Here is a 26,970-nt window from a genome sequence, read left to right as displayed (position 1 = left end):
TTGTCAGTTGTTTGGTGGTCATGGCACCACCGGGATCTGGTCGAGAACCCGCCGCAGCTGCAACGCGATGCGCAACGTCAGAGCTCCTGCGGGTTCGCGCCAGCGTCGGTGGCCCAGTACCTGGTCGACGCGGTCGAGGCGTTGGTAGACCGTGTTGGCGTGCACCTGCAGACGCCGCGCCGCGGCTCGCGGGTTCTCGCCGGCGGCGAAGTAGCCGTCGAGGGTTTCCGCGAGCAGGGAGCCGTGTTCGTTGTCGTAGCACAGAATTGGGCCAGCGTTGTCGTCGACGAGGCGGCGCACGTGTTCGCGCGAGGCGCCGTCGAGCACCAGCCCGAGCACGCCGAGGTCGGCCAGACTGGCGGCCGTCCCGGCGCGCCCGAGAGCGACGAGCAGCCGGTGGCAACGCTCGGCTTCGCGATGCAGGCTCCGCACGGCCGGCGCGGTCGCGGCCGGTCCCGCGACCCCCGCGGTGACCGTGCCACCGGTGGCCCGTTCGAGGTGCCGCCGCGCTGCCTTGACCGCTGCTTCCGCGTCACCGCACGGCAGCACCAGCACCGCGTGCCCACCGTGCTCGGTCGCGACGCCCCCATGCGCCCGCACGTAATCGGCGGCGGCCCGCAGCAACCGTCGCCGCGTGGTTCCGGTCGCCGACACCACGAGCACCGTCTGGCGCACCGCGAAGTCGATCACGCCGGACACTTTCGCCCGCCGCCGCAACGCCACCCAGTCCGGCTCGCGTTCGGCGAGCAACTCTTCCACCACTTGCCCGCGCACCTGTTGTTCGGCTGCGGACATCTGGCGTTCGACAAGTAACAACAACGCCGCCGTCTGCGCCGACCGTTCAAGAATCCGCTTGTCCGTGTCCAGCGGCTCCACGCGCCCGGCGAACACCAAATGCCCGAACACCTCGGCCCCGGCCCGCACCGGAACCGTCCACGCACGCCGCCCCAAATCCCGCGCACGCCCAGGCTCGGGTTCCTCGTGCTGCAGCCGTGGTCGCTGGCCGAGTAGCCCTTCCGTCTCGCCCGCGGGCGGCGTCTTTGCCCGGTCCTCCTCAACGGCGTCAGACTCTTGCCGCCGACGGTCACGCCGATCGTTGGCCAGCGCCTCTCCACCGGCCTCATCGCCGGCAGCCGCCGGCCGTCTCGCGTCGCGATGGACCTCGGTCGGACCACCTGACGCCAGGTCCGAGAACTCTGCATCCGCTGATGACGCTATGTCGACCTCGGCGGCGACCCGCGGTGCCGCCGGTGCGTGACACGACTCGTCGGCCCGCAGCCCCCACAACTCCGGCAATCGATCCACCAACTCCGCCGGCCCCGCCTTCGCCAGCGGTGTCCCGTCGGGCTCGGCGGCGAGCACGGCACCGTCGAGCGTGGCGGCGACCGCATCGACGAGTTCGGCCAGGTCAGCGCGCCGCAGGACCATCGCCATGAGCTGTTCGTGCGCTGTCGAAGCCTGTTCGAGAGCCTTGTTGTGGCGGGCGAGCTGGTCGTTGGCGGCGGTGAGCTCTTCGGCGGTCGCTTTCGTGGCTGCGAAGAGCCGTGCGTTTTCCAACACGATGGCCGCGTGATCAGCCAGCGAATGTAAGAGATCGATCTCGGATTGTGCGAATGTTCGCTCGTCACGGTTGGCGCCGAACAACACGCCGATCACTTCCGAACCCACCCGCATCGGCACGCCGAGGATGCTCACGATCCCGTCCTCAGCCACGGCCGACGCCACCGAGTGCTTGCGCCGGATCCGGTCGTCCCGCAGGTAGTTGGCGGTGGCGAACGGCCGGCCTTCCTGCGCGACCCAGCCGCCGACGCCGTATCCGGCCGGCTGCCGCAGCGACTCGATGGGCCGGGTGATCGTGCCGAGTGTGACGCGCATGAACGCGTCGCCGGTCTCCGGATCGACGAGCGCCATGTACGCCGCGTCCGTGCCCAGCAGCCGGCGCGCCCGGGCGACGATCGCGTCGAGCGCTGCGTCGACCTCGTGCACCGAGGCGAGGTCACTGGCTGTGTCCAGCAGCGCCTGCATCTCCCGCTCGCGCCGTTTGCGGTCGGCGAGCAGCCCGCGGATGCGCGCGGCCCTGGTCAGCGTGAGGGCGACGAGCTCCCCGTCACCCTCGCCTGCCAGGTCCTCGCCGAGCCGGTCGAACTCGCCCGTCGCGCCGGTTTCGTCGGCGAGCAGGTGCAACAGCCTGGCCAGGTCCCGTTCCGTGGTGGTTACACCGCCGTTGGTGTCCATCTCGTCTCCTCGGTGCCTGTTGACATCTTGACCACAGATGTCCGGCCCCGTCGACCAAAAGCCGCTGGATGGCGCAGTGCGTGTGGGTTCGTCCACGTCGCCGGCGCGGCTCGTGTGCGTCCTCCTGTTGTCCCGCCGCCGGGTGCGGCCGGATGCTCGGGGTTCCGCGAGAGGACGGTGCCCCGTGGCGACAGCGACCGTGAACGGCGTTTCCCTGCACTACGACACCGCGGGCTCCGGCCCGCTCCTGCTGCTCATCGCCGGCCTCGGCACCAACTCGAGCGCCTGGGCCGGCGCGATCCCCGAGCTGAGCCGCCGGTTCACCGTGATCACCTTCGACAACCGGGGCGTCGGCCGCAGCGCCGTGCCGCCGGGCCCGTACGCCGTGGACACGCTGGCCGACGACGCTGCCGCCCTGGTCTCGTTCCTGGACCTCGGCCCGGTCTCCGCCGTCGGCTGGTCATTGGGCGCGTCGGTGCTGCAGTCGATGCTCATCCACCACGGCGACGTGTTGACGAAAGCCGTGCTGCTCAACGGCTTCCCGTCCTACACCCCGATCCAGCACGCCTGGCTCGACGCCGGCCTCGCCCTCCGCCGCGCCGACGCCGACCCGGTGGCCATCGGCGTGATCGGCATGGCCTGGGGCTTCACCGCCCGTGTGCTGACGGACCACGAAACCCTTGCTGCCCAGGCGAAACTCGCCGCAACCGACCCGTACCCCACGTCGCTCGCGGGCTTCGAGGCGCAGGCCGAGGGCCTCCGCGTGTACGACTCCCGCCCGGCCCTGCCGTCGGCGCTCACCCCGACCCTGGTGCTGGCCGGCGCCGAAGACGTGCTCACGCCGGTTTTGCAGTCCGTCGAAATGGCCTCGCTGCTGCCGAACGCCTCGCTACGCGTGCTGCCCCGCGGCGGCCACGGCATGCTGCTGGAATACCCGGACGACACCCTCGCCGCCATCACGGACTTCCTGTGAGCCTCACCGCCGACCTCGACGTCGGCGCGCTCACCGCCTTCGGCCGCGGCGAGCCAGTGCTGCTCGACGACCACCTGGTCCTCGCCGCCGAGCTGGTGACCACCTCGTCGATGGCCTTCCTCATCCGGCACACCAGCGGATTCGCCTGCGTCGCCCTCCCACGCGAACGCCTGCGCACCTTGCGCATCCCGTTGCTCCCGGCCGACGACGCCGACTGCCCGCCCTTCGCCGTCTCCGTGGACGCGGCCGAGGGCACCACCACCGGTATCTCCGCTCACGACCGTGCGCTCACGGCCCGCACCCTCGCGGATCCGTCGGCCACCCGCACCGACCTCATCCGGCCAGGTCACGTCGTGCCGCTGCTGGCTCGACGCGACGCCTGGGGCGTTGCGGAGGCGGCGGTGGAACTGTGCCGGAACGCCGGGCTCGCCGAGGCCGCCGTGGTGGCGGCGGTCGTCGACGAAGCGGACCCCGCCCTCACCGGCTTGACGAGGATCTCGGCGGTGTTCTGACTTCGCACAGGTCAGGCTGTGAAATCGACCTCCTCGGTGGTCACCGTGCCGGCCGTGCGCCCGGGCGCCGCGTGGTTCTGCCAGTACAGATTCGTGTGCGCGATGACCTTGTCGGGTGTCGGCGCGCCGTACTCCGAGAGGTCTTCGGTGGTGTGCGCGTCACCGATCAGGGTGGCGTCGTAACCGCGCGCGATGGCGCCGTGGAGCGTCGAGCGGATGCATTCGTCGGTCTGCGCGCCTGAGACGAACAGCCGGCCGATCCCGCGCTCCGCGAGTACGGACTCAAGATCGGTCTCCTCGAACGAGTCGGGGTATGCCTTCTGGACCAACGCTTCCGTGTCGCGCCGCGCGAGCTCGGGCACGTACTGCCACTTCTCGCTGTCCCTCGGCATCGCGTCGCTGTTGTGCTGTACCCAGACCACGTCGACCTCGGCGGCGCGCGCCTTGTCCACGAGCACGCCGATGTTGGCGACGACCTTGTCGCGCTCGTGGGCGTGGTTGACGACGCCGTTCTGCACGTCGATCACGAGCAGTCCGGTCTTCGGTCGGTTGTCGAGTGTGGTCATGGCGCCTCCTCCGTGCGTTGGGGTCGATGGTAGATCTTGGGTCCGACAGTTTTGGGCGAAACGTGGAGGACGCATGCTGCGCTGGGGAATCATGGGTACCGGCGGCATCGCCGGTTCCTTCGCCGAAGACCTGAAGCTCACCGATTCCGGCGTGGTCGCCGCTGTCGGCTCGCGCAGTCAGGAAAGCGCCGACGCGTTCGGCGACCGGCTGGGCGTCGCCACCCGCCACGGCAGCTACCAGGCGCTGGCCGAGGACCCGGACGTCGACATCGTCTACGTCGCCACCCCACACCCGATGCACCACGACAACGCCATGCTCGCGCTGTCCGCCGGCAAGCCGGTGCTGGTGGAGAAGCCGTTCACCATGAATGCGGCGGAGGCCCGCTCCCTGGTGTCCTTCGCCCGTGAACGCGGCCTGTTCCTGATGGAAGCGATGTGGACGCGCTTCCTCCCGCACATCCACCACGTCCGCAGCCTGCTCCCTGAGCTCGGCGACATCGTCACCGTCTCCGCCGACCACGGCCAGTGGTTCGCCGAGGACCCCGACTTCCGCCTCTTCGCCCCGTCCTTAGGCGGCGGCGCGCTGCTCGACCTGGGCATCTACCCGGTCTCGTTCGCGTCGATGATCCTCGGCACGCCCTCGCGCGTCACGGCGATGGTCTCGCCGGCGTTCACCGGCGTCGACGCCCAGACCTCCATGCTCTTCGGCTACGACAGCGGCGCCCACGCGGTCCTCAACTGCACCCTCCGCGCCGCCTCGGCCACCACGGCCTCCATCGTCGGCACCGACGCTCGCCTCGACCTCGAAGGCGCCTTCTACGCCCCGGCGTCCTTCACCCTGACCCCGCGCGGCGGCTCGCCCGTCCGCCACACCCACACGGACCCCGGTCGCGGCCTGCGCCACCAGGCTGACGAGATCGCCCGTCTGCTGGCCGCCGGCGCCCTCGAAAGCCCCCTGATGCCCCTCGACGAGACCATCTCGATCATGGCGACCATGGACGAGGTCCTCGCCCAGGCCGACTGACGCTCTCGACGCCGCGTCCCGGCCAGTTTCGTCTGCCGGGGCGCGGTGTCTGGACCTGTCGGGTTCTCGCTCCTCGGCGGGCTGTTGGGTTGCTTCTCGCGCTCCAGGGCTGCTGGTTCGCGTTTCGCGCTCCGGCGGGCCGCCGCTTTTCGCGCGCTCAGCGGCGACCCAGTTCCTCCCGCGCCTCCCGCGCGACAGCTGCCCGCAACTGCTCCATCCGCGGGTTCTCGGTCAGCAGCTCACCGTGGTCATGCAGGGAGAGATCGTCGAAACTCCCCGCGCCGCCGCGGAATAGCCCGAGCAACGACCGCAACGTCCGCCGCCTCTCGACCTTCCTCCGCACCCGGACCAGACGTTCGCGGTGCGCCTGGATGAACATCGCCGTCCCCGGCTCGTACGGCTGCAACACCTCGGCCAGCTCGGCGAGGTCGTCCACCAGTCGGTCGCCGCCGGTCTTCGCCGTGGCTCTCGGCGTGATCGCAACCGTCCCGTGTCCGGGGTTGAGTAGTGCTACGGATCCGATCACCACCACCCATCCTCGACCCTGACCGCATGACCACGGACGCCGCCACGTTCCACCGCCTCGCCGACGCCTTCGACGAGCTCGGCCGGCACCTCGCCGCCGTCGGCACCGAACTCCGCACCGCCGGCACCCCGGCCGCCTCCACGCCCGAGCCGGCCGCGCCGGGGTCTCCGGCTGCGCCGGTAAACCCACTGGTCAAGCCCACACTGGCGCCACCAGCTTCCGCCCAGTCACCCGGCCGACCGACGACGCCGGCCGAGCCGCCGCAAGCCAGCGCGCTGCCGACTCCCGCACCGCAGGAGGCCAGCTCGCCGGCGACCACACCGGCGCAGCCCGGCCTGAGCGAAGGCGCTCAGTCGCCGCACCCTCAGCCCGCGCCCGCTGCCGCGTCCCTGCAGCCGGATGGCCCGCCGCCGGGCACTGCGCCGCAGGAGGCTGGTTCGCAGGCGACCACCCCGGGGCAACCCGGTCCGAGCCAAGGCACTGAGTCGTCACGTCCTCAGGCCGCTCCCGGTGCCGCGTCCCTGCAGCCGGATGGCCCGCAGCCGGGCACTGCGCCGCAGGAGGCTGGTTCGCAGGCGACCACCCCGGGGCAACCCGGTCCGAGCCAAGGCACTGAGTCGTCACGTCCTCAGGCCGCTCCCGGTGCCGCGTCCCTGCAGCCGGATGGCCCGCAGCCGGGCACTGCGCCGCAGGAGGCTGGTTCGCAGGCGACCACCCCGGGGCAACCCGGTCCGAGCCAAGGCACTCAGCCGCCGCGGCCTCAGGCCGCGCCCGGTGCCGCGTCCCTGCAGCCGGATGGCCCGCAGCCGGGCACTGCGCCGCAGGAGGCTGGTTCGCAGGGGACCACCCCGGGGCAACCCGGTCCGAGCCAAGGCACTCAGCCGCCGCGGCCTCAGGCCGCGCCCGCTGCTGCGTCCCTCCAGCCCGACAGCCCGCAGTCGGCTCACTCTGATTCCAGCTCGAGCCAGGAACTGCCTCACTCAGCCCAACCGCAGCCCGTCATCGACCAGCTGCCGCCGCAAGCGGCGCCGCAGTCGCCCCAGCCGGAGCCTGGCGCGCAGCAGGCACCGCCTCAGGCAGGCCAGCCTCAGGCAAGCCAGCCGCAGCCGCCGGCACCGGGGCAGGCAAGCTCGCCGCAGCCGCAGCCGGGCCACTACCAGGCGCCGCCTCAAGCAGGCCCCCAGCCGACCCATCCGCAACCCGGCCCTCAGCCCAACCAGCCCTACAACCCTGGTTTCGCGCCTTACGCAGGTCCTTACGGCTACCCGATGCAACCCGCACCCCAGCCGTACCCGGCGCAGTACTACCCGCAGACCAACCCCTTCCCCGCCTACACCCCTCCGCCCACCCTGAGCGAGCGACTCGGCAAGGAAGGGGCCGGATCGCGGGTGCTCGCGTGGGTCGGTGGGGCCGTGACGTTGCTGGGTGTCGTGCTGCTGCTGGTGCTCGCCGTGCAGCGGGGATGGCTCGGGCCGTTGCCGCGGGTGCTGGTGGGTGCCGTGCTCGGTGGGGCGCTCGTGGGTGTGGGGGCGTGGTTGCATCGGAAGCCGTCCGCGCACACCGGTGCGTTCGCCCTTGCCGCCACAGGGATCGCGACGCTCTACCTCGACGCGATAGCCGCCACGTCGCTGTACGAGTTCCTGCCCATCACCGCGGGCCTCGCTATCGGCCTCGTGACGGCCGTGGGTGGGCTATTGCTTGCTGTCACATGGAATTCCCCTCTGTTGGCGAGTTCTGTCGTCGTCGCGTGTGGTGTGTGCGCTCCCGTGATCACCCAGGGCTTCACGCCTGAACTCGTGACGTTCTTGCTCATCCTCCAGATCGCCACGGTGCCTGTCCAGCTGCGACGGTCGTGGTGGACCCTTTCGCTTACTTCCGCGGTCGCACCCTTGACAACGTCGATCATCGGCACGTTGCTGCATAACCAAAACACGGCCGTCGCCATCGCGGCCGGTGTCCTCAGCGCGGCGATCTCGTTGGTGATGTTGCGGCGCAAGGAAAACGATCCGTTCCTGCTCTCCACTCTCGCCATCGCACCGTTGCCGGTTCTGGTCGCCGCGCTGGTCCTCCCGAAGACGCAGGCGGCGCTTTTGGCGGGCGGCGCGGCCGTTGTTCTTGTCACGACATGGCCGCTCGTGCGCGGCCAAGCGGGGAACGTCGCGGGCCTCGCCGGCCTCGTCGCGGCGCTTCAGGCCACCGTCACGGAATTCGACGGCAGCGCCGTGCTGCTCGGCGAAGCGGTGGCGCTGGCTTTCGCCGCTCGCTACACGAAAAACCGGTTCGTACTGGGAGGTTCGCTCGCCTTCGCGGTGATCGGCGGGCTGGTCGCGATCGTCATGGACATCACGCCGGCGCTCCTCGTCGTCCCGCGTCCGCACACGACCACGGACCTGTTCGCCGCGCTGGCCGCTGCCGCTCTCATTTTGGGCGCTGCAATCGCGCTGACCTGGGCGGCCGTGCACCTCGAAATTCTCAAGCCCACCAAGCTTTTGCTGTGGCTTCCCGGCGGCCTCGCGGCTCTCTACGGCGCCGCCGGTTTGATCCTGTGCGCGGCGCTGCTCGCCGTTCCCGGACGGTCGGGTTTCCTCCTGGGCCACGCGCTGATCACCGTCTCCTGGACGGTCGCCGCGCTGGTGCTGCTTCTCCGCGGTATCGCTGTCGTGGCGCTTCGCGTGGTCGGTCTCGTGCTCGTCGTCGCCGCGGTGGCGAAGCTGATCCTGTTCGACCTCGCGGCGCTCGACGGGCTCGCCCGAGTGGGTGCATTTCTCGGCGCCGGTCTCGTTCTTTTGCTTGCAGGGAGCCGATATGCGCGGATGGTCGCCTCGCGCTAGCGAAAACTGTCGGTGGGTTGTGGTTCTCTGGATCTCACCACTTCCGAGGGGAGGTCGAAGATGCCGTACACACCCGACCCGAATCTGATCAAGCGCGCCGGCGAGCTCGTGGGCTGGCTGACCACCATCACGCCGAAGGGCCGTCCCGCACCGCGACCGGTGTGGTTCGTCCTCGACGGCGACGACATCCTGGTGTTCAGCCAGCCCGACACCGCGAAGCTCCGTCACCTCGAGGCAAGCCCCGAGGTGAGCTTCCACCTCAACAGCGACGAACACGGCGGCAGCGTCCTCGTCATCAACGGCCGAGCCCAGGTCGACGAGGGCAGACCCTCCGAAGCCCCGGGCTACCTCGAGAAATACGAGCCGTCGTACGCCGGGATCGGGTTCGCCGACGCGGCCGCGTTCGACTCGTCGTACTCGGTGCGCATCCGTGTCGTGCCGGAGCGCTCTTGGGGGTTCTAGTGTCAGAAGCCGACGTCCAGGCAGGCCAGCCGGGCGCCCGCGGTGCCGGCGTGGCCGGGGTCGGTGTGCGTGTGGGTTTCGTGGATCACCACGGAGCGCGCGCGTCGTGAACCAAACGTCCAGTCCACAGTGGACTTGGTGTGGCCTTGGCCGAAGCGGTCGGTGGTGAAGTCGAGCCAGATCTCGTTGCGCGGGTTCGCGTAGGCGGGGTCGACCGAGGGCTTCACCGGGTCGGGAGTGTACTGGAAGTGAGGGCCGGCGTCGTCACCGGTGGGGCCGCACGCGTTCGCGTGGGCGTGGGCGCCGTACTGGTGGTTCGGCAGCAGGCCGGTGACCACGAGCGTGGTGGTGGTGCCGGTGGCGCGGGCCGAAGTGCCGAACACGTGGGCCTGCGCGCCGCCCGGCACGAGGTCGGTGCGGTAGGTCACGGCGCGGGCGCCGGGGGTGTACCCGGTGAAGGTGCCGTGTGCGGAGGTGAAGTGGACTGGTGTCGCCGCTTGGGCGGTGGAGCCGGTCAGGCCGGCCAAACCGGCGACGAGAGCAGCGGAAAGGAGTGTGGAAGCGATACGCATGATCATTCTCTAGCCAGCGCGAGGACTGCGACGCCATGGGCGCCACCCGAAGGTGTGAGCGTTTTCCCCGTCGTGAACAGCGCCGGGTGAATCGTCCACGGACCGGCCGGCCGGTCCGCATGGGCGGCGGGGCGCCGGGGTCGGGCTTAGTGTTTCGGCACGAGCCGAACCTGGAGCCCACCCGATGACTGACCCCGACGAGCAGCACCGAGGCAACCCGCCTTCCGCCGACCCCACAGGAGCCGTATTCCGCCGTGGGTCCGGGTCTGCCGACGACCCCGTGGCTTCCACCGCCGGTGCACCGCCGGTGGAAGCCGACGAGGTCATCGACAGCTTCGACAGGGAGCGCACCGGGGAGACGCGCAACCAGAAGCTGCAGCGCAACGTCGGCGAGCTGCTTCAGGAGCTGCGTGTGGCGCAGGCCGGCGTGCAGATCCTGTTCGGGTTCCTGCTGTCGGTGGTGTTCACGAACCGGTTCCAGGAGGCGAGTGCGCTCGAGAAGGGGCTGCACCTGATGGCGGTGCTGCTCGCGGTGGGCGCGACGGCGCTGCTCACCGCGCCTGCCGCCTGGCACCGCCTGCTGTTCCGCACGGGCCGCCGCGACGAGATCCTGCGCGTCGGCAACCGCGCAGTCCTCGTCGGCTTCGGCTGCCTCGCCGGCGCGGTCACCCTCACGGTCGCGCTCATCGCCAAGGTCGTCTACGGCACCACGGCACTGATCGCCACTGGTGGCTTCACGATCCTGCTGTTCGGCGTGCTCTGGTTCGTCATCCCGCTTCGCCTGCCGAGAGACGACGAAGCTCGGACCCGCCGCCGCGCGGACGCCGACCGGGAGCCTTGACCGGTCGACGCGTGGGGCGCCGATCGGGAGCCGTGGCCGGTCGGGTGCGTGGGCGGTGATTGCGAGCCGTGGCTCGTTGGTCGTGGGGCGGGCCTGGAGCCGCGCCGGTTGCTGCGGAGGCGGCGATAGGGAGCAGCGGTTGGTCGGCTGCGCGGGCGCCGATTGCGAGCCGCGGCTCGGTGGTGGTCGGGAGGCCCGGAGCCGCGGCCGGTTGCTGCGGGGCGGCGATAGGGAGCCGCGGCTGGTTGGGTGCGCGGGCGTCGATTGCGAGCCGTGTCGCCGGTGGTCAGGAGGCTTGGAGCCGCAGCCTGTTGCTGTGAGGACGGCGATAGGGACTGCCGTTCGTTGCTGTGGAGGCGCTGACCGGTCGGCTGCGCGGACGCTGACCAGGAGCGGTGACCGATCGGCGCACCGACGCTGACCGGGGGCCCTGACCGGTTGCTGTGCGTGCGGCGATCGCGAGCCGCGGCTAGTCGGGTGCGCCGACACCGACTGCAAGCGTTGGGTTCATGCCGCGCCGGCGCCGACTGCGGGTCTTGACCTGCAGCCGCGGCTGGCGTCGGCTACCAGCCCTGGCCCGACGCCGCACGGCGCCCATGCGGCCAGTCGGTCAGGTCGTGTGCTGCGATGGGACCGCTGGGGCTTGGCGGCCGAGCGTTGGTGGGATTCTGCGCGGTCACGGGCGCCCACGGTCGGACCACTTTTGTCGACGAACGGTCGCAGGTGGGTCCGTCGCTCTGGGTTGAGAGCGGATCCGTTTGCCTCGATGCAGGCTGAGGGATCTGGTCCTCGGGCGGGGCGGGGCGAAGCGGGGCGGTCGGGTCCGGTGCGGTGGGGCTTGGCCGTTCGCGCAGTCAGGCGCGCAGTGGGGCCGTTCGGGCCGTGTGGTCGAGCGGGAGTTTTCCGCTCGCGTTGACGTAGAAGGCGCCCCGTTCACTGGGACACCCCTTCCAGTCCGCCCCAATGAACCGACGTCGAAGGGGCGCGCCGCGACCCATGGACGGAGTCGGTTGTCGGTGCAGCAAGGCGTCGGCCGAGGGCCGGGTAGCCCACTTTCCGCTAGTGGCAGGAAGTGTGGGTCCCAGGGAGACCGCTCATCGGGACGGGATCAACTGGGGGCGCAGCAAAACTTAGGCAGGCGAAAGTAGGTGAGTCCGGAGGAGCGGAATTCTGATCGGTTTCGGGCCGCGTGGTGCCACTGCAAATGACCGTTCGCCGATGTACGAACCAGCGGCGGAGAGCGAAGCGGATCATTCGCAGGCGGTGGCGCGATAGTGCGTGAGGAAGGGCTGGAGACAAAGGAAAAGGCCCGGAGCTCAAGATCAATAACGAGCAGCGAAAGCCGGTTGCCGCGAAGCCCTGCCTCAGACACCACCGGCGGCGGCAAGACGAGAACGGCCGCACGCGGGATGAAACTCAGGCCGTGAGGTTGCCCCACGCGTAGTTCTGCTTGGCCAGCTTCAGATACACGAACAGTTCCGTCGAAGTGACCCCGGGGATGGGGCGTACCTGGTCTCCGAGCACGGCGAGGAGGTGGTCGTCGTCGCGGCAGATGAGGGAGGCCAGGAGGTCGAAGCGGCCGGCGCAGAGGATGACCTGGTGCACGTCGGGTAGGTCGGAGAGGCGGTTGGCGACCTCGCGGGGGTCGCCGCTCACGGTGATGCCGATCATGGCCTGGCGGGTCAGGTCGACGTTTTCGGGGGCGGTCACGGCGACGATCTGCATCATGTCGTCGCGCAGCAGGCGTTGTACGCGTTGGCGCACGGCGCCCTCGGAGAGGCCCACGGCTTTGGCCAGTGCGGTGAACGAGGCGCGGCCGTCGTTCTGGAGCAAGGCGATCAAGGTTCGGTCGGTGCCGTCCAACGCCTTCGGCGCGCGTTGCTCCTCGACCTTCGTACGGTTTCCGTCACCCATGCCGTCCCTCCCTGTGTTTCGGCATGTGATTCCTTAAGCGCGCAGCGTATCTGCCCTCGCGGCGGAACAGGAGCAAGTTTCAGGATTCACGTGATTCCCCGGCCAGGTCACGCGTGACAGCGAAATCAGTGGTCAAGCCGCCGCCCCGGTGATGTTTCCGAGGCGGTGGTGTGCGACGGAGCACAGGGGGTGCCGGGGCCTGGTGGGGAACCGGTACCGTCTGGCGGCCGCGACAGGCCGGACCCGGGCGAAACACGGCCCGGACCAGCCCAACCGGTGAAGACCTCTGCCAGCGAAGACCCCTGCCAGCGCGGACGCAAGCCCGCGAAGACCCCAAGCCCGCGAAGACCCCTAGCCGGCACAGACTCAAGCCGGCACAGACGCCGGTCGGCGAAGACACCCCCAGCCCGCGAACACCCCAGCCAAGCCGGCACAGACCCAAGCCGGCACAGACCCAAGCCGGCACAGACCCAAGCCGGCACAGACCCAAGCCGGCACAGACCCAAGCCGGCACAGACCCAAGCCGGCACAGACCCAAGCCGGCACAGACCCAAGCCGGCACAGACCCAAGCCGGCACAGACCCAAGCCGGCACAGACCCAAGCCGGCACAGACCCAAGCCGGCACAGACCCAAGCCGGCACAGACCCAAGCCGGCACAGACCCAAGCCGGCACAGACTCAAGCCGGCACAGACCCCCGTCGGCGAAGACACCCCTCCCAACCCGCGAGCACCCCAGCCAAGCCGGCGAAGACCCAAGCCCAGCCGGTGAACATCCCCAACCCCCGCATGAGAGGACCGGTCATGACCGAAGCCGTCGCGTTCGGTGCCCACCCCGCCCCGGCCGTGCAGGCCAAGGGCCTCCGTTCGGGGGCACTGGGCATGGTCTCGGCGATGGTCATCGGGATGTCGTCCACAGCCCCGGCCTACTCGATCGCCGCGACGCTCGGCTTCATCGTGCTCGCCGGCACCGGCTTCAAGGCCGCCGCGTTCATCCTGCTGTCGTTCATCCCCGTGCTCTTCGTGGCCGTCGCGTTCCGTGAGCTCAACACCGCCGAACCCGACTGCGGCACCAACTTCACCTGGGCGACGCGGGCGTTCGGCAGCCGCGCGGGCTGGATGACGGGCTGGGTCGTCACCGTGGCGCAGCTGCTGGTGATGAGCAGCCAATCGGCGCTCACCGGCAAGTACACGCTGCTGCTCTTCGGCGCCGACAGCCTCGCCGACAACAGCGCCGTGACCACGGCCATCGGCTGCGCGTGGCTGCTCGGGCTCTGCTACCTGTGCTACCGCGGCATCGAGGTGTCCGCGCGGGTGCAGTGGATCCTGCTCGGTGTGGAGCTCGCGGTGCTCATCGTCTTCTCGATTGTCGCCCTCGTACGCGTGTACGGCGGCAGCGCCGGCCCGCAGGCCACGCACCCGCAGTGGAGCTGGCTGTGGCCCAACGACGTCGGCCTCGGCACGGCCGTGTCCGCGGTGCTGCTGGCCGTGTTCATCTACTGGGGCTGGGAAAGCTCGCTGTCGGTGAACGAGGAGTCCGCCGACCCGCGCCGCGCGCCCGGCCGCGCCGCCGTGCTGTCCACGGTGCTGCTCGTGCTCAACTACCTGCTCGTGACGGTCGCCGCGCTCGCCTTCGCCGGCGTCGGCGAGGGCGGCATCGGCCTGGGCAACGAGGCCAATTCCGAAGACGTGCTGGCCGGCCTCGGCGGCGCGGTGTTCGGCGACTCCGGCCTGGGCAAGGTGATGGGCCTGCTGCTGATCGTCTCCGTGCTCACCAGCGGCGCCGCCACCAGCCAGGCGACGATCATGCCCGCCGCGCGCACCACGCTCTCGATGGCGAGCCACGGCGCGCTGCCCAAGGTCTTCGGCCGCGTGCACCCGAAGTACCAGACGCCGTCGGTCTCGACCTGGACGTTCGGCCTCGTCTCGCTCGTGCTCTACGTGCTGCTCGCGGTGTGGAGCGACAACGTGCTCTCGGACTCCGTCGACGCCGTCGGCCTCACCATCGCGATCGAGTACACGATGACCGCGCTCGCGTGCGTGTGGGTGTTCCGCAAAACGCTGTTCGCCAGCGTCCGGCACTTCTTCCTCCGCGGCGTGCTGCCGTTCGTCGGCGGGGTGTTCTTCCTGCTGGTGCTGGTGCTCGCCGTGATCGAATACGCCAAGCCGGACGCAGGGGAGACCACCGTGTTCGGCATCGGCGGCGTCGCGGTGATCGGGGTCGTGTCGATCCTGATCGGGTTCCCGCTGATGTTCGCCGTGCACCGCGCGTGCCGGGAATTCTTCGCCGGCCGCAGCCTGCCCCGCGGGTCGGTGGCGCGTGACGGCGAAGCGATCGAGGTCTGATTTAGGCTGGTGGGCATGCCGGACACACAGTACGAAGACCTGCTCCGCCACGTGCTCGACACGGGCGCCCGCAAGCAGGACCGCACCGGCACCGGCACGCGGTCGATCTTCGGGCACCAGCTGCGCTACCGGCTGGCCGACGGCTTCCCGCTGGTCACCACGAAGAAGGTGCACTTCCGCTCGATCGCGTACGAGCTGCTGTGGTTCCTGCGCGGCGACTCCAACGTGCGCTGGCTGCAGGACAACGGCGTCACGATCTGGGACGAGTGGGCCTCGCCGGAGGGCGACCTCGGCCCGGTCTACGGCGTCCAGTGGCGCTCGTGGCCGACCCCGGACGGCGGCCACGTCGACCAGCTCGCGGACCTGCTGACCACGCTGCGGGAGAACCCCGACTCGCGGCGCATGATCGTGTCGGCGTGGAACGTCGCCGACATCCCGCGGATGGCGCTGCCGCCGTGCCACGCGTTCTTCCAGTTCTACGTCGCCGACGGCGAGCTGTCGTGCCAGCTCTACCAGCGCAGCGCCGACCTGTTCCTCGGCGTGCCGTTCAACATCGCCAGCTACGCCCTGCTCACGCACATGATCGCCGAGCAGGTGGGCCTGCGCGTCGGCGACTTCGTGTGGACCGGGGGCGACTGCCACATCTACGACAACCACGTGGACCAGGTCCGTACGCAGCTTTCGCGCGAGGCTCGCGAGTTCCCGACGCTGAGCCTGAAGCCGGCCGACAGCCTGTTCGACTATGCCTACGAGGACATCACGGTCGAGGGCTACGACCCGCACCCGGGCATCAAGGCGCCGGTGGCGGTGTGATCGGGGTCGAGTGGGCTCAGTCGTCCAACGGGGTCATCGGCCGCGACGGTGAGCTGCCGTGGCGCCTGCCCGAGGACATGAAGCACTTTCGCGAGCTGACCGCCGGCGCCACCGTGCTCATGGGCCGGCGCACGTGGGAGTCGCTGCCGCCGCGGTTCCGGCCGTTGCCGGGGCGGCGCAACCTCGTGCTGTCGAGCAAGCCGCAGGACGGGGTGGAGACGTTCCCGGACCTGGCGCAGGCGTTCGCGGCGGTGAGCGGCGACGTGTGGGTGATGGGCGGCGAGGCCGTGTACCGGGCGGCGCTGCCGTTCGCGGACCGGATCGTGGTCACGGAGATCCAGGAGCACTTCGAGGGCGACACGTACGCGCCCGAGGTGGGGCGCCCGCCGGACTCCACCGGGGAGTGGCTGGAGTCGTCGACGGGCCTGCACTACCGCATCCTGACCTGGGGTTAGCAGCGCCGCAGCAGGTCCTCCTCGGTTTCGCGCGGCACCAGCAGCTGCGCGAAGCCGTCGCGGACGCCGACGAGCGGCGGACGGCCCACGAGGTTGTAGTTCGACGCCAGCGAGTGGTGGTACGCGCCGGTGCACGGCACGGCGAGCAGGTCGCCGGCGTGCACGTCGTCGGGCAGGCAGACGTCGTCGGCCAGCACGTCACCCGATTCGCAGTGGCGGCCGACCACGGTCATCGGCGTGCGCGCGGCCTTCGTGTGCCGGCCGACGAGCCGCGCGGTGTAGCGGGCGCCGTACAGCGCTGGGCGCGCGTTGTCGCTCATGCCGCCGTCGACCGCCACGAACGTGCGGCTGCCGCGCTTCACCGCGCAGACGCGGTAGACGGTGATCCCGGCCGGGCCGACGATCGCGCGGCCCGGCTCGATCGTCAAGCGGGGCAAGGGAAAGTCGTGCGACGAGCATTCGTACGCCAGCGCCACCCGCAGCCGGCGCGCGTAGCCGTCGAGGTCGAAGCTCGCCTCGCGGTCGAGGTACGGCACGGCGTGGCCGCCGCCGAGGTCCAGCTCGCGCAAGGTCACGCCGTACTGCTCGCGCACGCGCAGCAGCACCGCCACCATGCGCCGCGCGGCTTCCTCGTAGCGGTCGACGCGCAGGACCTGCGAGCCGATGTGGCAGTGCAGCCCGACCAGCCGCAGGCCCGGCTGCGCGAGCACGGCGGCGACGGCGCGGTCCACGTTGTCCCGGACATCCGGCCGCAGTGAGAAACCGAACTTCTGTCCTTCGGTGCCGGTGGTGATCGCCGCGTGCGTGTCGCCGGAGACGCCCGGGGTCACGCGGATCAGCACCTGCTGGGCGCCGTGGGCCAGCGCGCCGAGCTGCTCGATCTCGTCGAGCGAGTCGAGCACGATGCGGCGCACGCCGTACTCCAGCGCGGCCTTGAGGTCTTCAGGGGTCTTCGCGTTGCCGTGCAACAGGATCCGCTCGGCGGGGAAACCGACGGCCCGCGCGACGGCGAGCTCACCCGCCGAGCAGGTGTCCAGCGACAGGCCTTCCTCGGCCACCCACCGCAGCACGGCGCGCGTGCACAGCGCCTTGCTCGCGAAGGCGATTTCGGCGTCGGGCAGCGCCTTGCGGTAGGCCCGCGCGGTATCGCGCACCTGCTCCTCGTCGATGAGGTACGCCGGGGTCCCGAACCGGTTGGCCAGGTGGCTCACCGGAGCACCCGCGAAGATCAGCTCACCGCCTTCGCCGAGGTGGGTGCTGCGCGGCCAGAGCCCCGGCTCGAGATGGTCGGCGGCCTCGCAACCGAGGCTGGGGAGGAGCTCGCTGAGCGTCACGGTGACCTCCGGACGATGTTCGAAATCGGACACCGTCAGCACACTGCGGTCGTGTTCGAATTGCCCCAACCGTGAACACCACCCTGACGCTCCACGCGGTCGCGCTGACACGTTCTTAACGCGCGAGTAACTTCGGCCACATTCCGTTTGACCTGCGAAGAGTCGAGTTTTCGCGCCGCGTCCCGTCTCATGGGACATGGTTGAAGAGATGACGGACTTCGCGACCGAGACCGAGACGCACCGCCACGAGCTGCGGGTGCACTGCTACCGGCTGCTGGGCTCCTTCGACGAGGCCGAGGACCTCGTGCAGGAGACGCTGCTGCGGGCGTGGCGCGGTCGCGGCACCTACGACGGCCGCGCGAGCCTGCGCGCCTGGCTCTACCGCATCGCGACCAACGCGTGCCTGGATCACCTCGACGCGCACCCCCGCGAGCTGCCGGTGCTCGACCTGCCTTCGACGCCGGGTTCGGACTTGGCGCCGCGGCCCGACGTGGCGGTGCCGTGGCTGCAGCCGGTGCCCGACGACGTGCTCGGCGAGGTGGTGGCGCGCGAGACGGTGGAGTTGGCGTTCCTCGCGGCGATCCAGCACCTGTCGCCTCGCCGGCGCGCGGCGGTGGTGCTGCGGGACGTGCTGGGCTGGTCGGCGCGCGAGACGGCGGCCGCGCTCGGGACGACGCCGGCGTCGATCAACACGACGGTGCTGCGCGGGCGGGCGGAGCTCAAGGAGCACCTGCCGGCGCGGCGGACGGAGTGGTCGGCTTCGGGCAGCGATGAGGAACGGGCGGTGGTCGCGCGGTACATGGCGGCGCTGGTTGAGCACGACGAAGCCGCCTTCGCCGAGTTGTTGCGCGAAGACGTCCGCTGCAGTCACGCACCGGGCGCCGGTGGACACGTCGGCGCGGAGCCGGCTTGGTACGCGGGCCGCACGGACGTGCTCGAGGGCTGGGCGCCGGCGCTGCGCGGGCCGGACGCCGTCGCGTTCCGCGTGCTGGCGACCCGCGCGAACGGCCTGCCCGCGCTGGCGACGTACGTCCGGCGCGATGGTGAATTCCGCGCGTTCGCGCTCAACGTGTTGCGGATTGATCAGGGAACGGTGGCCGAAGTGACAACATTCGCACCGACGATGTTGCGGTTGTTCGAATTCCCGCAGGTGTTGCCACCGGAGTGATCGCGGGTGTTCGAGTTCCCCCACCCTGTGGTCAGGATCGAACCGCCACGGTCAGGATCCGACCGGCTCGGGCGTGCGCTCGCGCAGGGGCGCGCTGACGGAGTGCAGGTGTTCGAGGACGTAGCCGTAGGACCGCGCCCAGCCGCACTGGGCGTAGGAAATCCCTTGGCGGGCACAGAAATCGCGGACGATCACCTGCGCGTGCCGCAGGTTTCCGCGCGCCATGCTGGGGAAGAGGTGGTGTTCGATCTGGTAGTTGAGGCCGCCGAGTGCGAAATCGACCACGGCACCACCACGGATGTTGCGCGACGTGAGGACCTGCTTGCGCAGGAAGTCGAGCTTGTGTCCCGTGGCGAGCATCTCCATGCCCTTGTGGTTGGGAGCGAACGAACATCCCATGTACAAGCCCCACAGGAACTGGTGTACGAGAATGAACACCAGACCCGTGAGTGGTGACAATACGACAAACACCGCGGCCAGATACGCGACCAGATGTCCGATCAGCAACGCCGACTCGAGCTTGTGCCGGCGCAGGTCACCGCGCCACACGGCCCGGACGCTCGACACGTGCAGGTTGAGGCCTTCGAGCAGGAGTAACGGGAAGAACAGGAACGCCTGGTACTTCGCCACCCAGCGCAGGAAACCGCGCTTGCCGTGGCTCTGCGCACGCGTGAACGCGAGCGCGGCGATGTCGACGTCGGGGTCTTCGTCCTCGTGGTTCGGGTTCGCGTGGTGGCGCGCGTGCGTGGCGATCCACCAGCCGTAGCTGAGCCCGGTGAGTCCACCGTGGACGAGTCCGGTGGCGTCGTTGGCCTTGCGGCCGGAGAAGATCTGCTTGTGCCCGGCGTCGTGGCCGATGAAGGCCAGCTGCGCGAACATCATCGCGAAGAACGCGGCCAGGAACAGCTGCCACCAGGAGTCGCCGAGGAACGCGAACGCCACCCAGCCACCGGCGAACGCGGCCAGGTTGAGGCCCATGCGAATCGCGTAGGCCGTACGGCGGCGCTTCAGCAGCCCGGCCGCCTTGATCAGCCTCGAAAGTTCGGCGAAATCGCTTCCGGGGGACAGGTCGGGGGCGTCGAAAGTTGAGGACGTCGTCATGCCGGCACCGCTCTGGGTCAGGCGAATCGCTTGTCCAGCAACGGTTTCCGGCCAAATCGGGTCCGGGTCCGGTCCGGGAGAAGGGCACTGGGGCCTGGTCGCGGTGGCACCGCAGCCTGGCCCCAGCCTCTCATCCCCGGCCCCTGAAGGCAATTGCCCACAAGGTTAGAGCACCGTTATGAAAGTCCCCACGAAGTCAGCAGGCCGAACAACTGTTCCCGTTCGGCGGCGGTCAGCAGCCGGCTCGGCGGGCGCACGTCGGGCCGGCAGAGGCCGAGCTGCGACAGCGCGTCCTTGACCACGCTCACGTTGTTGGCGCTGTGTTCGGCCGCGCGCATCTGTTCGAACGGCCGGATCAGTTGCCAGAGCTCCATCGCACCGGCGAAATCGCGGTCGCGCAGCCGGGCGAACAGGTCCAGCGAGATGCGCGGCGCCACGTTCACCAGCCCCGACGTGAATCCCTGCGCACCCACGGCGAAGTAACCCGGCGCCGATAGTTCGGCCAGGCCGGCGATCCACACGAACCGGTCGAGGCCGGCGTCGCGCGCGACTGTTGCGAATCGAACAGGATCCGGGACCGCGTACTTCACACCGATCACATTCGGCGCGGCGTCGGCGAGGCGTGCGAGCTCTTCGCCGCCGATGTCGGGGTTGCGCACGTACAGCACCACGCCGACCTCGGGCACGGCCGCCGCGATCGCGCGGTGGTACTCGACCCAGCCGTCGCGCGAGACGTACGGGTGCACCGGCTGGTGGATCATCACCAGATCGGCGCCGGTGTCGCGGGCGTGGCGCGCGGACTTCACCGCCGTTCGCACGTCGTGGCCGACGCCGGCCAGCACGCTCGCCTCTCGCGCTGCCTTCACGGTGACTTCGAGGCACAGGCGGGTTTCGTGCTCGTCGAGCGTGTAGAACTCGCCGGTGTTGCCGTTGGGGGTGACCACCTCGACGCCGTTGGTCACCAGTCGCTCGACGAGCCGTCCGTACGTGTCCGCCTCGACCCCGCCGCTCCCGTTGAACGGCGTCACGGGGATCGCGACGACGCCGGCCAGCCGCCGCCTCTGCGCTTCGAACGTCACTGGTGTTTCCGATCTGATATATGATGTGACGGCACGGAGGGTAGCACGAGGTGGTGGGTCAAGCGTCCTGATCTTCGGGTCAGGCGGCCCGGTAGACCTGCACCGACACTCCCTTGTCGGTGGTGCGGTGTTCGGCCAGCCGCAGCGTGTGCGGCGATGTTCCTGTTTCGAACAATCGGCGTCCCTTTCCCAACACCACCGGGAACACCCACAGGCGGTACTCGTCGACCAGGTCGGCGGCCATGAGCGTGCGCAGGAGATCGAGGCTGCCGTGCACCTGCAACTCGCGGCCGGGCTCGGCCTTGAGCTCGGCCACGGCCCGCACCACGTCGTCGCGCAGGAACGCGGTGCGCTGCCACGACGAACGCGTGAGTGTGCGGGAAGCGACGTACTTCGGCAGCGAGTTGAGCGGCCCACCGATCGGGTCGGAGCCGCCGACGGTCGGCCAGTAGCCGGCGAAGATCTCGTAGGTGCGGCGGCCGAGCAGGAACCCGTCGGCGCGGGAGAACCAGTCGGCGGCGTATTCCGCCATCACGGCGTCGTAGTACGGGGTGAGCCAGCCGCCGAGGTCGAAGCCGTCGCGTGGGTCCTCGGCGGGGGTGCCCGGGCCCTGGGCGACGCCGTCGAGGGAGAGGTACGTGGTGGCGGTGAGCATGGTCATGCCATCGCCCCGAACGTCGGCACGCCGGCGGCCGCGTATTCGTGGATCACCACGCCGGTGCTGGTGGCGCTCGTGGAAAGCGGGTGCAGGGCCAGCGGGTGGGCGCCGGCGGGGAAGAGCAGGTGGCCTTCGCCGAGCACGACGGGGAACACGAGCAGGCGGTACTCGTCCACGAGATCGTCGAGCTCGGCCACGAGGCTGCCGCTGGCGTGCAGCTGCAGCTCGCCGTCGTAGCGGGCTTTCAGGCGGCGGATCTCGGCGGCGAGGTCGCCCGTGATCACGTGCCGCGGCAAGTCGGCAGTGCTCGGCCAGTAGTCGGCGACGTGCCTGACCTGCAGGAACGCCGAGGCGCGGCGCTGCCAGCGGGCCAGGGCGGCGCTCACTTGTTCGTCGAGGTGACCCGGTCCGCGCACCACGCCGTCCAGGGTCAGGAACGCCGTGACGGTGAGCTTGCCCATCGCTCGCCTCCCTCGTTCGGGGTCGTTGGTGAACCGTCGAACGAGGGATGGGCGAAATCGACAACTTCTTGTGCGGGGGTTCGCAGGTTTTGTGCGGGGATTTTCAGGCGGTCACCGCGGGCTGAGCTCAGTGTGAGAGGAACACCGCCAGCTGTTCGACTACGAACGCGTGGTCGTCGGCCTGGGGTAATCCCGAAACACCGACTGTGCCGACGGGGCCGACGTCCTTGACCAGCACCGGGAACACGCCGCCGTGGGCCGCGTAGAGATCGGGGTCGAGGCGCGAGTCGGCCTCGAAGCTGCTGCCCTTCGCACGGAACTGCGTTCCAACGAGGAACGAGCTGTGCCCGTAGCGGTCGACGACCCGGCTCTTGCGGTCGATCCACGCGTCGTTGTCGGCCGAGGTGCCCGGAAGTGCCGCGTGGAACAGCCGCTGTCCGTTTCTGCGCACGGAGATGGTGACGGGCAGGCCGCGCTCGCGTGCCGCGGCGAGCAGGTGCTGGCCGAGCGCGAGGGCGGTCTCGTTGTCGAACCGGGGGAACACCAGCCGGCTCTCCTGGGCGATGAGCTCCTGGAGGAGCTCGGTTTCGGTCGTCATGTCCGTTATTAAATCAACACTGTTGTTTTATTGCCACCGAGTTCAGCGGCGGTTCACATTCGGCCGCTTGTCGTGCGCCGCGACCCGGAGAAAGCTGCATGCCGCGCGTGATGTGGATCTCTGTCACGCACGTTCCGGACGAGGAGGTACGGATGGGGCAGGCGGAAGGGCGGCTGAGCCGTCGCTCGGTGCTCGGCGGTGCGGCGGCGGCCGGGGTGGCAGGCGCGACGGTAGGGGGCCTCGGTAGTGCGTTCGCCGAGGCGGCCGCGAGGCCCCGGCGGCGCGGCAGCCTCGACGACGTCGAGCACGTGGTGGTGCTCATGCAGGAGAACCGGTCGTTCGACCACTACTACGGCACGGCGGCCGGCGTGCGCGGCTTCGGCGACACCGCGGCGACGCGTGACGTGTTCCGCCAGGCCGACGCGAAGCGCACGGACGGCGGGCACCTGCTGCCGTTCCACGTCGACACGGCGCTCGTCGACGGCCAGGACCTCGGCGATCTCGCCCACGACTGGGCGACGACGCACCAGGCCTGGGCCGATGGCGCGTACAACGCGTGGGTGCCGGCCAAGACCGAGATGACCATGAGCTACTTCACGCGCGACGACCTGCCGTTCCACCGCGCGCTGGCCAGTGCGTTCACCTTGTGCGACAACTACTTCTGCTCGATCCAGAGCCAGACCACGCCCAACCGCCTCTACCACTGGACGGGCACGATCGACCCGGCCGGCGAACTCGGCGGTCCGGCCACCTGGAACCCCGACGACTACAAGCCGGTGTACCGCTGGACGACCTACCCCGAACGGCTGCAGGCCGCGGGGATCTCCTGGCAGGTCTACGCCAACGACGAGGTCGGCGACGGCGCGGACGGCTACGTCGGCGACTACGGCGACAATCCACTGTGGCTGTTCCAGCAGTACCACGACGCGCTGGCGTCTTCGGACCCGAAGAAGCGCCAGCTGGCCGAGCGAGCGAGCCTGCGTGCGCAGTGGAAGGCGGATTCGGGGCAGGGCAAGGATGTCGACCACGTTCTGCAGCAGTTCGTTTCGGACTGCAAGGCGGGCACGTTGCCGGCGGTTTCGTGGGTCGTGGCGCCGTACGCGTACTGCGAACACCCGGCCGCGCGCCCGGTCGACGGCGCGGCTTATACGCAGCGGGTGCTGAAAGCGTTGTGGGACAACCCGAAGCTGTGGGAGTCCACTGTGGTCCTGATCAACTACGACGAGAACGACGGGTTCTTCGACCACGTGGTGCCGCCCTGCGCCCCGGCCGGCACGCCCGGTGAGCTGCTGCCGGTGAACCAGCCCACGGGCCCCGGTGGGGTCGGGACGGGTGCGCTGGCGCCGATCGGGCTCGGGCCGCGCGTGCCGATGACGGTGATTTCGCCGTGGAGCCGCGGTGGGTTCGTGAATTCGCAGGTGTTCGACCACACGTCGGTGCTGCGGTTCCTGGAGACGTGGACGGGGGTGCGCGAGCCCAACATCTCGGCGTGGCGGCGGATGATCTGCGGTGATCTCACGAGCTGTTTCGACTTCTCGCGGAAGAGCGTTTCGATTCCGGTGCTGCCGGACGCGACGGCGCTGCGGGCCGCCGCGGACCGCACGCAGTCGAAGCTGCCGAAGCCGGCGCCGCCGCTCACGGGTCAGCAGGTGATGCCGGAACAGGAGCGCGGGACGGTTCCGGCGCGGGCGTTGCCTTATCAGCCGGTGGCCTATGTTTCGGTGGGTTCCGGTGCGCTGGCTTTGCACGCGAGCAATCAGGGGACGGCGGGGTTGCAGCTGGCTTCGTACGCTTATCACTCCGGTGGGGTTTCGCAGCGGTTCGACATTGCCGGGGGTGGTTCGGCTTCGGGCAAGATTGCTTTTGCCGATTCTTATGACATTGCGGTGCACGGGCCGAATGGGTTTGTCGTGGAGGCGGCCGGCGATTCGTCGAATTCGGGGGTGGCTGTTTCGGCGACGATTTCCGGGCCGGCGGCGCATCCTGTTTTCAAGGTGACGGTGACTAATTCGCAGAGCCGTCCGGCGACGTTGACGGTGAAGGGGCGGCCCGGGTTCGTGGTGGGGGCGCACGGGTCGCACACGCTGACCGTGGACGCCCTGGCCGACACGTCGGGCTGGTACGACGTGCGGCTGTCGCTCGTGGGGCACGCGGAGTGGCGGCGGCGGTTCGCCGGGCATCTGGAGAACGGCGAGGCGAGTCGGACCGCGTGAGCGGCGGTGGTCTGGTCGTGCGGCCTGAGTCGTGCGACTGGACCGGTCGTTGGTGTGAGCGGGCCCGTTCGCGGTGTGCTTGCGGCATGAGCGTCCCGCTGATGGCCGGGGTTTGGGGTGCGGGGCGAACGGTCCCTTCGTGCCGCGTCGTCACGACTGGACCACTCGCCTGCGAGTTTCGGCGCGAGTGGACCGCTCGCGCGGTCGCTGCGGTGTGAACGGTCCGTTCGTGCGGAGCGTGCGCGAGTGGACCGCTCGCGCGGTCGCTGCGACGCGAACGGTCCGTTCGTGCAGAGCGCGCGAGTGGGCCGCTTGTGCGACCGGTGAGGTGCGATCGGTCCGTGGGCGCGAAGGCGGATGCGCGAGCGGTCCGTTCGTGCGGAATGTGGGCGAGTGGGCCGCTTGTGCGACCAGTCAGGTGCGAACGTTCCGTTCGAGCGATGGCGGATGCGCGACCGGTCCGTTCGTGCCGCCGCCATGGTTGGAGCGGTCCTTTCGCGCGATGGCGAAGACATGACCGGACCGTTCGTGTCACCGATGCCGGGTGAACGGTCCGTTCGCGCCCCGGCGCGTGTGCGACCTGCCCGCTCGGGTCAGTGGCGCCGCGCGAACGGTCCGTCTGTGCGGTCGCCGAGTGCGCGGGTGGGCCGCTCGCGCGGCCGGTGAGGTGTGAACGGTCCGTTCGCGCCGTGGAACGGGGTGTGCGACCGGTCCGCTCGGGTCAGCGGTGCGGCGCGAACGGTCCGTCCGTGCGGTCCCGCGTGCGCGAGGGGGCCGCTCGTGTGACCAGAGAGGGCGAGCGGTCCGTTCGCGCGATGGTGCGCGCTCGACTGGTCCGGTCGTGCCACCGGCACGGTGCGACCGGTCCCTCCGTGCCATGGCAAGTGCACGACCGGTCCGTTCGTGCGGGCAGCGCGGTGTCACCGGACTGTTCGCGCGCACCCCCGAGCGTGACCGGACCGTTCGCGCAGCGAAAGGCCGAACGCACCCGAAACCGAGCGACCCAGCACGACCGGACCGCTCGCTCACCCCCGCAGAGCGTTCAACGCGAACCCCGCATACATCGCCACCCCCGCCGGCATCGCGGCTTCGTCGAAGATCACGCGGTTGGAGTGGTTCGCGGGCGCGTCCGCGGGGGACACGCCGGGCGGGCAGGCGCCGAGGAAGGCGAAGGCGCCCGGGACGCGTTGCAGGACATACGAAAAGTCCTCCGCGCCCATGATCGGGTGGGGTAGCTCGGTGACGGTCGAGGGGCCGAGGATGGTCGCGCCGAGGTCGAGGACTTCGGTGGCCACGGAGGGGTCGTTGATGGTGGGCGGGTAGCCCGGTTCGATGTCGGCCAGGACGCGGCAGCCGTGGGCGGCGCCGATGGACTCGCAGACGCGCGGGAGCTCGGTGCGGATCAGGGCGCGCGTGGACTCCGAGAGGGTACGGATGGTGCCTTCGAGCACGGCCGTCTCGGGGATGATGTTGGTGGTCGTGCCGGCTTCGATGCGGGTGACGGAGATGACGGCCGGGTCGAAGACGCCGATGCGGCGGGTGACCATCGTCTGCAGCGCGCCGACCATCGCGGCGGCGGCCGGCACGGGGTCGATGGCTTCCTGGGGGGCGGAGCCGTGGCCGCCGCGGCCGGTGACGTCGACGCGGAAGGTGTCGGCGGACGCCATCATCGCGCCGCCGCGGACCTGGAGGGTGCCGGTGGGGACGTTGGCCATGATGTGGAGGCCGAAGGCGCGCGAGACGCGCGGGCCGGCGGCGTCGAGCACGCCCTCGTGGATCATGAAGCGCGCGCCGTGGTGGCCTTCTTCGCCGGGCTGGAACATGAAGACCACGGAGCCCGCCAGGGAGTCGACGCGCGAGGCCAGCAGGCGGGCGGCGGAGGCGAGCATGGCGACGTGGGTGTCGTGGCCGCAGGCGTGCATCGAGTCGTCGACTTCGGACGAGAACTCGAGGCCCGTGTCCTCGTGCAGGGGCAGCGCGTCCATGTCGCCGCGCAGCAGCACGGCCGGGCCCGGGCGCGCGCCGCGCAGCACGGCGGTGAGCGAGGTCGTCGCGCGGCCTTCGGTCACGGAAAGCGGCAGGTCGGCGAGGGCTTCGCGGATCGCCGCCTGCGTCTGTGGCAGCTGAAGCCCCTGCTCCGGGCGGCGGTGCAGGGTGCGGCGCAGCGCGACAGTACGGTCCTGCAGCTCTCGCGCGGCGTCGAGCAGGCCGTCGAGGCGGGAGTCCGGGAGAGTCGGCAGGTCGGTGGGTCCGGTCATGGCTCGATAGTGGCACCACCGGCGCTTCGGGT

Annotated in this window: 23 protein-coding genes; 11 read left to right on the top strand and 12 right to left on the bottom strand. The window is 70.1% G+C overall.

Features of this window, described 5'->3' with window-relative positions:
- Positions 1 to 18: 18 nt before the first annotated feature.
- Positions 19 to 2,235: a GAF domain-containing protein gene (locus VSH64_RS34675; protein WP_326566965.1), complete on the bottom strand. Its 2,217-nt coding sequence runs from the start codon at positions 2,233 to 2,235 to the stop codon at positions 19 to 21.
- 184 nt (positions 2,236 to 2,419) lie between these two features.
- On the opposite strand from VSH64_RS34675, the gene VSH64_RS34670 reads away from it, so the two are divergent.
- Both VSH64_RS34670 and VSH64_RS34665 read left to right on the top strand, forming a co-directional pair.
- Positions 2,420 to 3,208 carry an alpha/beta fold hydrolase gene (locus VSH64_RS34670; RefSeq protein WP_326566964.1) on the top strand — a complete coding sequence of 263 codons (789 nt, stop codon included), beginning with the start codon at positions 2,420 to 2,422 and terminating at the stop codon, positions 3,206 to 3,208.
- Positions 3,205 to 3,720 carry a 3,4-dihydroxy-2-butanone-4-phosphate synthase gene (locus VSH64_RS34665; RefSeq protein ID WP_326566963.1) on the top strand — a complete coding sequence of 172 codons (516 nt, stop codon included), beginning with the start codon at positions 3,205 to 3,207 and terminating at the stop codon, positions 3,718 to 3,720. Before VSH64_RS34670 ends, VSH64_RS34665 begins: the two co-directional genes overlap by 4 nt.
- Positions 3,721 to 3,731: 11 nt before the next feature.
- Here VSH64_RS34665 and VSH64_RS34660 read toward each other — a convergent pair whose 3' ends face one another.
- The gene (locus tag VSH64_RS34660) at positions 3,732 to 4,286 is read right to left on the bottom strand and encodes an isochorismatase family protein (RefSeq protein WP_326566962.1); all 555 of its coding nucleotides are present in this window, start codon (positions 4,284 to 4,286) and stop codon (positions 3,732 to 3,734) included.
- 73 nt (positions 4,287 to 4,359) lie between these two features.
- Between VSH64_RS34660 and VSH64_RS34655 the strand changes: the two genes are divergently transcribed.
- Positions 4,360 to 5,310, top strand: coding sequence for a Gfo/Idh/MocA family protein (locus VSH64_RS34655; RefSeq protein WP_326566961.1), 951 nt, complete (start codon positions 4,360 to 4,362; stop codon positions 5,308 to 5,310).
- Between the two features lie 157 nt (positions 5,311 to 5,467).
- On the opposite strand, the gene VSH64_RS34650 is transcribed toward VSH64_RS34655, so the two are convergent.
- Positions 5,468 to 5,839 carry a DUF6966 domain-containing protein gene (locus VSH64_RS34650; protein ID WP_326566960.1) on the bottom strand — a complete coding sequence of 124 codons (372 nt, stop codon included), beginning with the start codon at positions 5,837 to 5,839 and terminating at the stop codon, positions 5,468 to 5,470.
- 1,265 nt (positions 5,840 to 7,104) lie between these two features.
- Here VSH64_RS34650 and VSH64_RS34645 point away from each other — a divergent pair.
- Together VSH64_RS34645 and VSH64_RS34640 are read left to right on the top strand one after the other, a co-directional pair.
- On the top strand, positions 7,105 to 8,667 hold the full coding sequence (locus VSH64_RS34645; protein ID WP_326566959.1) for a DUF2339 domain-containing protein: 1,563 nt from the start codon (positions 7,105 to 7,107) through the stop codon (positions 8,665 to 8,667).
- 60 nt (positions 8,668 to 8,727) lie between these two features.
- On the top strand, positions 8,728 to 9,129 hold the full coding sequence (locus tag VSH64_RS34640; RefSeq protein WP_326566958.1) for a TIGR03667 family PPOX class F420-dependent oxidoreductase: 402 nt from the start codon (positions 8,728 to 8,730) through the stop codon (positions 9,127 to 9,129).
- Between the two features lie 2 nt (positions 9,130 to 9,131).
- Here the strand turns inward: VSH64_RS34640 and VSH64_RS34635 are convergent, their stop codons facing one another.
- Positions 9,132 to 9,701 carry a superoxide dismutase gene (locus tag VSH64_RS34635; RefSeq protein ID WP_326566957.1) on the bottom strand — a complete coding sequence of 190 codons (570 nt, stop codon included), beginning with the start codon at positions 9,699 to 9,701 and terminating at the stop codon, positions 9,132 to 9,134.
- 325 nt (positions 9,702 to 10,026) lie between these two features.
- On the opposite strand from VSH64_RS34635, the gene VSH64_RS34630 reads away from it, so the two are divergent.
- Complete coding sequence (locus VSH64_RS34630) at positions 10,027 to 10,542, top strand: DUF6328 family protein (RefSeq protein ID WP_326838102.1); 516 nt, start codon at positions 10,027 to 10,029, stop codon at positions 10,540 to 10,542.
- 1,416 nt (positions 10,543 to 11,958) lie between these two features.
- Here VSH64_RS34630 and VSH64_RS34625 read toward each other — a convergent pair.
- Entirely contained in the window at positions 11,959 to 12,456 is a 498-nt protein-coding gene (locus VSH64_RS34625; RefSeq protein ID WP_326566956.1) for an Lrp/AsnC family transcriptional regulator, read from the bottom strand.
- An 802-nt stretch (positions 12,457 to 13,258) separates the two neighbouring features.
- On the opposite strand from VSH64_RS34625, the gene VSH64_RS34620 reads away from it, so the two are divergent.
- The 3 genes from VSH64_RS34620 to VSH64_RS34610 are packed head-to-tail and all read left to right on the top strand — an operon-like array spanning position 13,259 to position 16,068.
- Positions 13,259 to 14,800, top strand: coding sequence for an APC family permease (locus VSH64_RS34620; protein WP_326566955.1), 1,542 nt, complete (start codon positions 13,259 to 13,261; stop codon positions 14,798 to 14,800).
- A 15-nt stretch (positions 14,801 to 14,815) separates the two neighbouring features.
- Positions 14,816 to 15,613, top strand: a complete 798-nt coding sequence (locus VSH64_RS34615) for a thymidylate synthase (RefSeq protein WP_326566954.1) — start codon at positions 14,816 to 14,818, stop codon at positions 15,611 to 15,613.
- Positions 15,610 to 16,068, top strand: coding sequence for a dihydrofolate reductase (locus VSH64_RS34610; protein ID WP_326566953.1), 459 nt, complete (start codon positions 15,610 to 15,612; stop codon positions 16,066 to 16,068). The genes VSH64_RS34615 and VSH64_RS34610 overlap by 4 nt, the downstream gene beginning before the upstream one ends.
- Here VSH64_RS34610 and lysA read toward each other — a convergent pair.
- A complete protein-coding gene (gene lysA, locus VSH64_RS34605) occupies positions 16,065 to 17,402 on the bottom strand; it encodes a diaminopimelate decarboxylase (RefSeq protein ID WP_326838101.1) in 1,338 nt (445 codons plus the stop codon). The genes VSH64_RS34610 and lysA overlap by 4 nt on opposite strands.
- 208 nt (positions 17,403 to 17,610) lie before the next feature.
- On the opposite strand from lysA, the gene VSH64_RS34600 reads away from it, so the two are divergent.
- Positions 17,611 to 18,570: an RNA polymerase subunit sigma-70 gene (locus VSH64_RS34600; RefSeq protein WP_326566952.1), complete on the top strand. Its 960-nt coding sequence runs from the start codon at positions 17,611 to 17,613 to the stop codon at positions 18,568 to 18,570.
- Positions 18,571 to 18,621: 51 nt separating this feature from the next.
- Here the strand turns inward: VSH64_RS34600 and VSH64_RS34595 are convergent, their stop codons facing one another.
- The 5 genes from VSH64_RS34595 to VSH64_RS34575 all read right to left on the bottom strand — a co-directional run bounded on the left by VSH64_RS34595 (position 18,622) and on the right by VSH64_RS34575 (position 22,467).
- The gene (locus VSH64_RS34595; protein WP_326566951.1) at positions 18,622 to 19,671 is read right to left on the bottom strand and encodes a fatty acid desaturase family protein; all 1,050 of its coding nucleotides are present in this window, start codon (positions 19,669 to 19,671) and stop codon (positions 18,622 to 18,624) included.
- A 176-nt stretch (positions 19,672 to 19,847) separates the two neighbouring features.
- The gene (locus VSH64_RS34590) at positions 19,848 to 20,750 is read right to left on the bottom strand and encodes a dihydrodipicolinate synthase family protein (protein ID WP_326566950.1); all 903 of its coding nucleotides are present in this window, start codon (positions 20,748 to 20,750) and stop codon (positions 19,848 to 19,850) included.
- A 79-nt stretch (positions 20,751 to 20,829) separates the two neighbouring features.
- Positions 20,830 to 21,411 (bottom strand): dihydrofolate reductase family protein, encoded by a 582-nt coding sequence (locus VSH64_RS34585; RefSeq protein ID WP_326566949.1) that lies wholly within the window; start codon positions 21,409 to 21,411, stop codon positions 20,830 to 20,832.
- Positions 21,408 to 21,869, bottom strand: a complete 462-nt coding sequence (locus tag VSH64_RS34580) for a dihydrofolate reductase family protein (protein WP_326566948.1) — start codon at positions 21,867 to 21,869, stop codon at positions 21,408 to 21,410. Before VSH64_RS34580 ends, VSH64_RS34585 begins: the two co-directional genes overlap by 4 nt.
- Positions 21,870 to 21,996: 127 nt before the next feature.
- On the bottom strand, positions 21,997 to 22,467 hold the full coding sequence (locus VSH64_RS34575; RefSeq protein ID WP_326566947.1) for a heme-degrading domain-containing protein: 471 nt from the start codon (positions 22,465 to 22,467) through the stop codon (positions 21,997 to 21,999).
- 152 nt (positions 22,468 to 22,619) lie between these two features.
- On the opposite strand from VSH64_RS34575, the gene VSH64_RS34570 reads away from it, so the two are divergent.
- On the top strand, positions 22,620 to 24,680 hold the full coding sequence (locus VSH64_RS34570; protein WP_326566946.1) for a phosphocholine-specific phospholipase C: 2,061 nt from the start codon (positions 22,620 to 22,622) through the stop codon (positions 24,678 to 24,680).
- A gap of 1,025 nt (positions 24,681 to 25,705) precedes the next feature.
- Here the strand turns inward: VSH64_RS34570 and VSH64_RS34565 are convergent.
- Positions 25,706 to 26,938 carry a M20 metallopeptidase family protein gene (locus tag VSH64_RS34565; protein ID WP_326566945.1) on the bottom strand — a complete coding sequence of 411 codons (1,233 nt, stop codon included), beginning with the start codon at positions 26,936 to 26,938 and terminating at the stop codon, positions 25,706 to 25,708.
- Between the last annotated feature and the right edge of the window lie 32 nt (positions 26,939 to 26,970).

The sequence above is a fragment of the Amycolatopsis rhabdoformis genome (genome assembly GCF_035918295.1).
Lineage (GTDB): Bacteria > Actinomycetota > Actinomycetes > Mycobacteriales > Pseudonocardiaceae > Amycolatopsis > Amycolatopsis rhabdoformis.
Note: the sequence above shows the minus strand (reverse complement) of the source record. Positions and strands in the feature narration are given on the sequence as shown.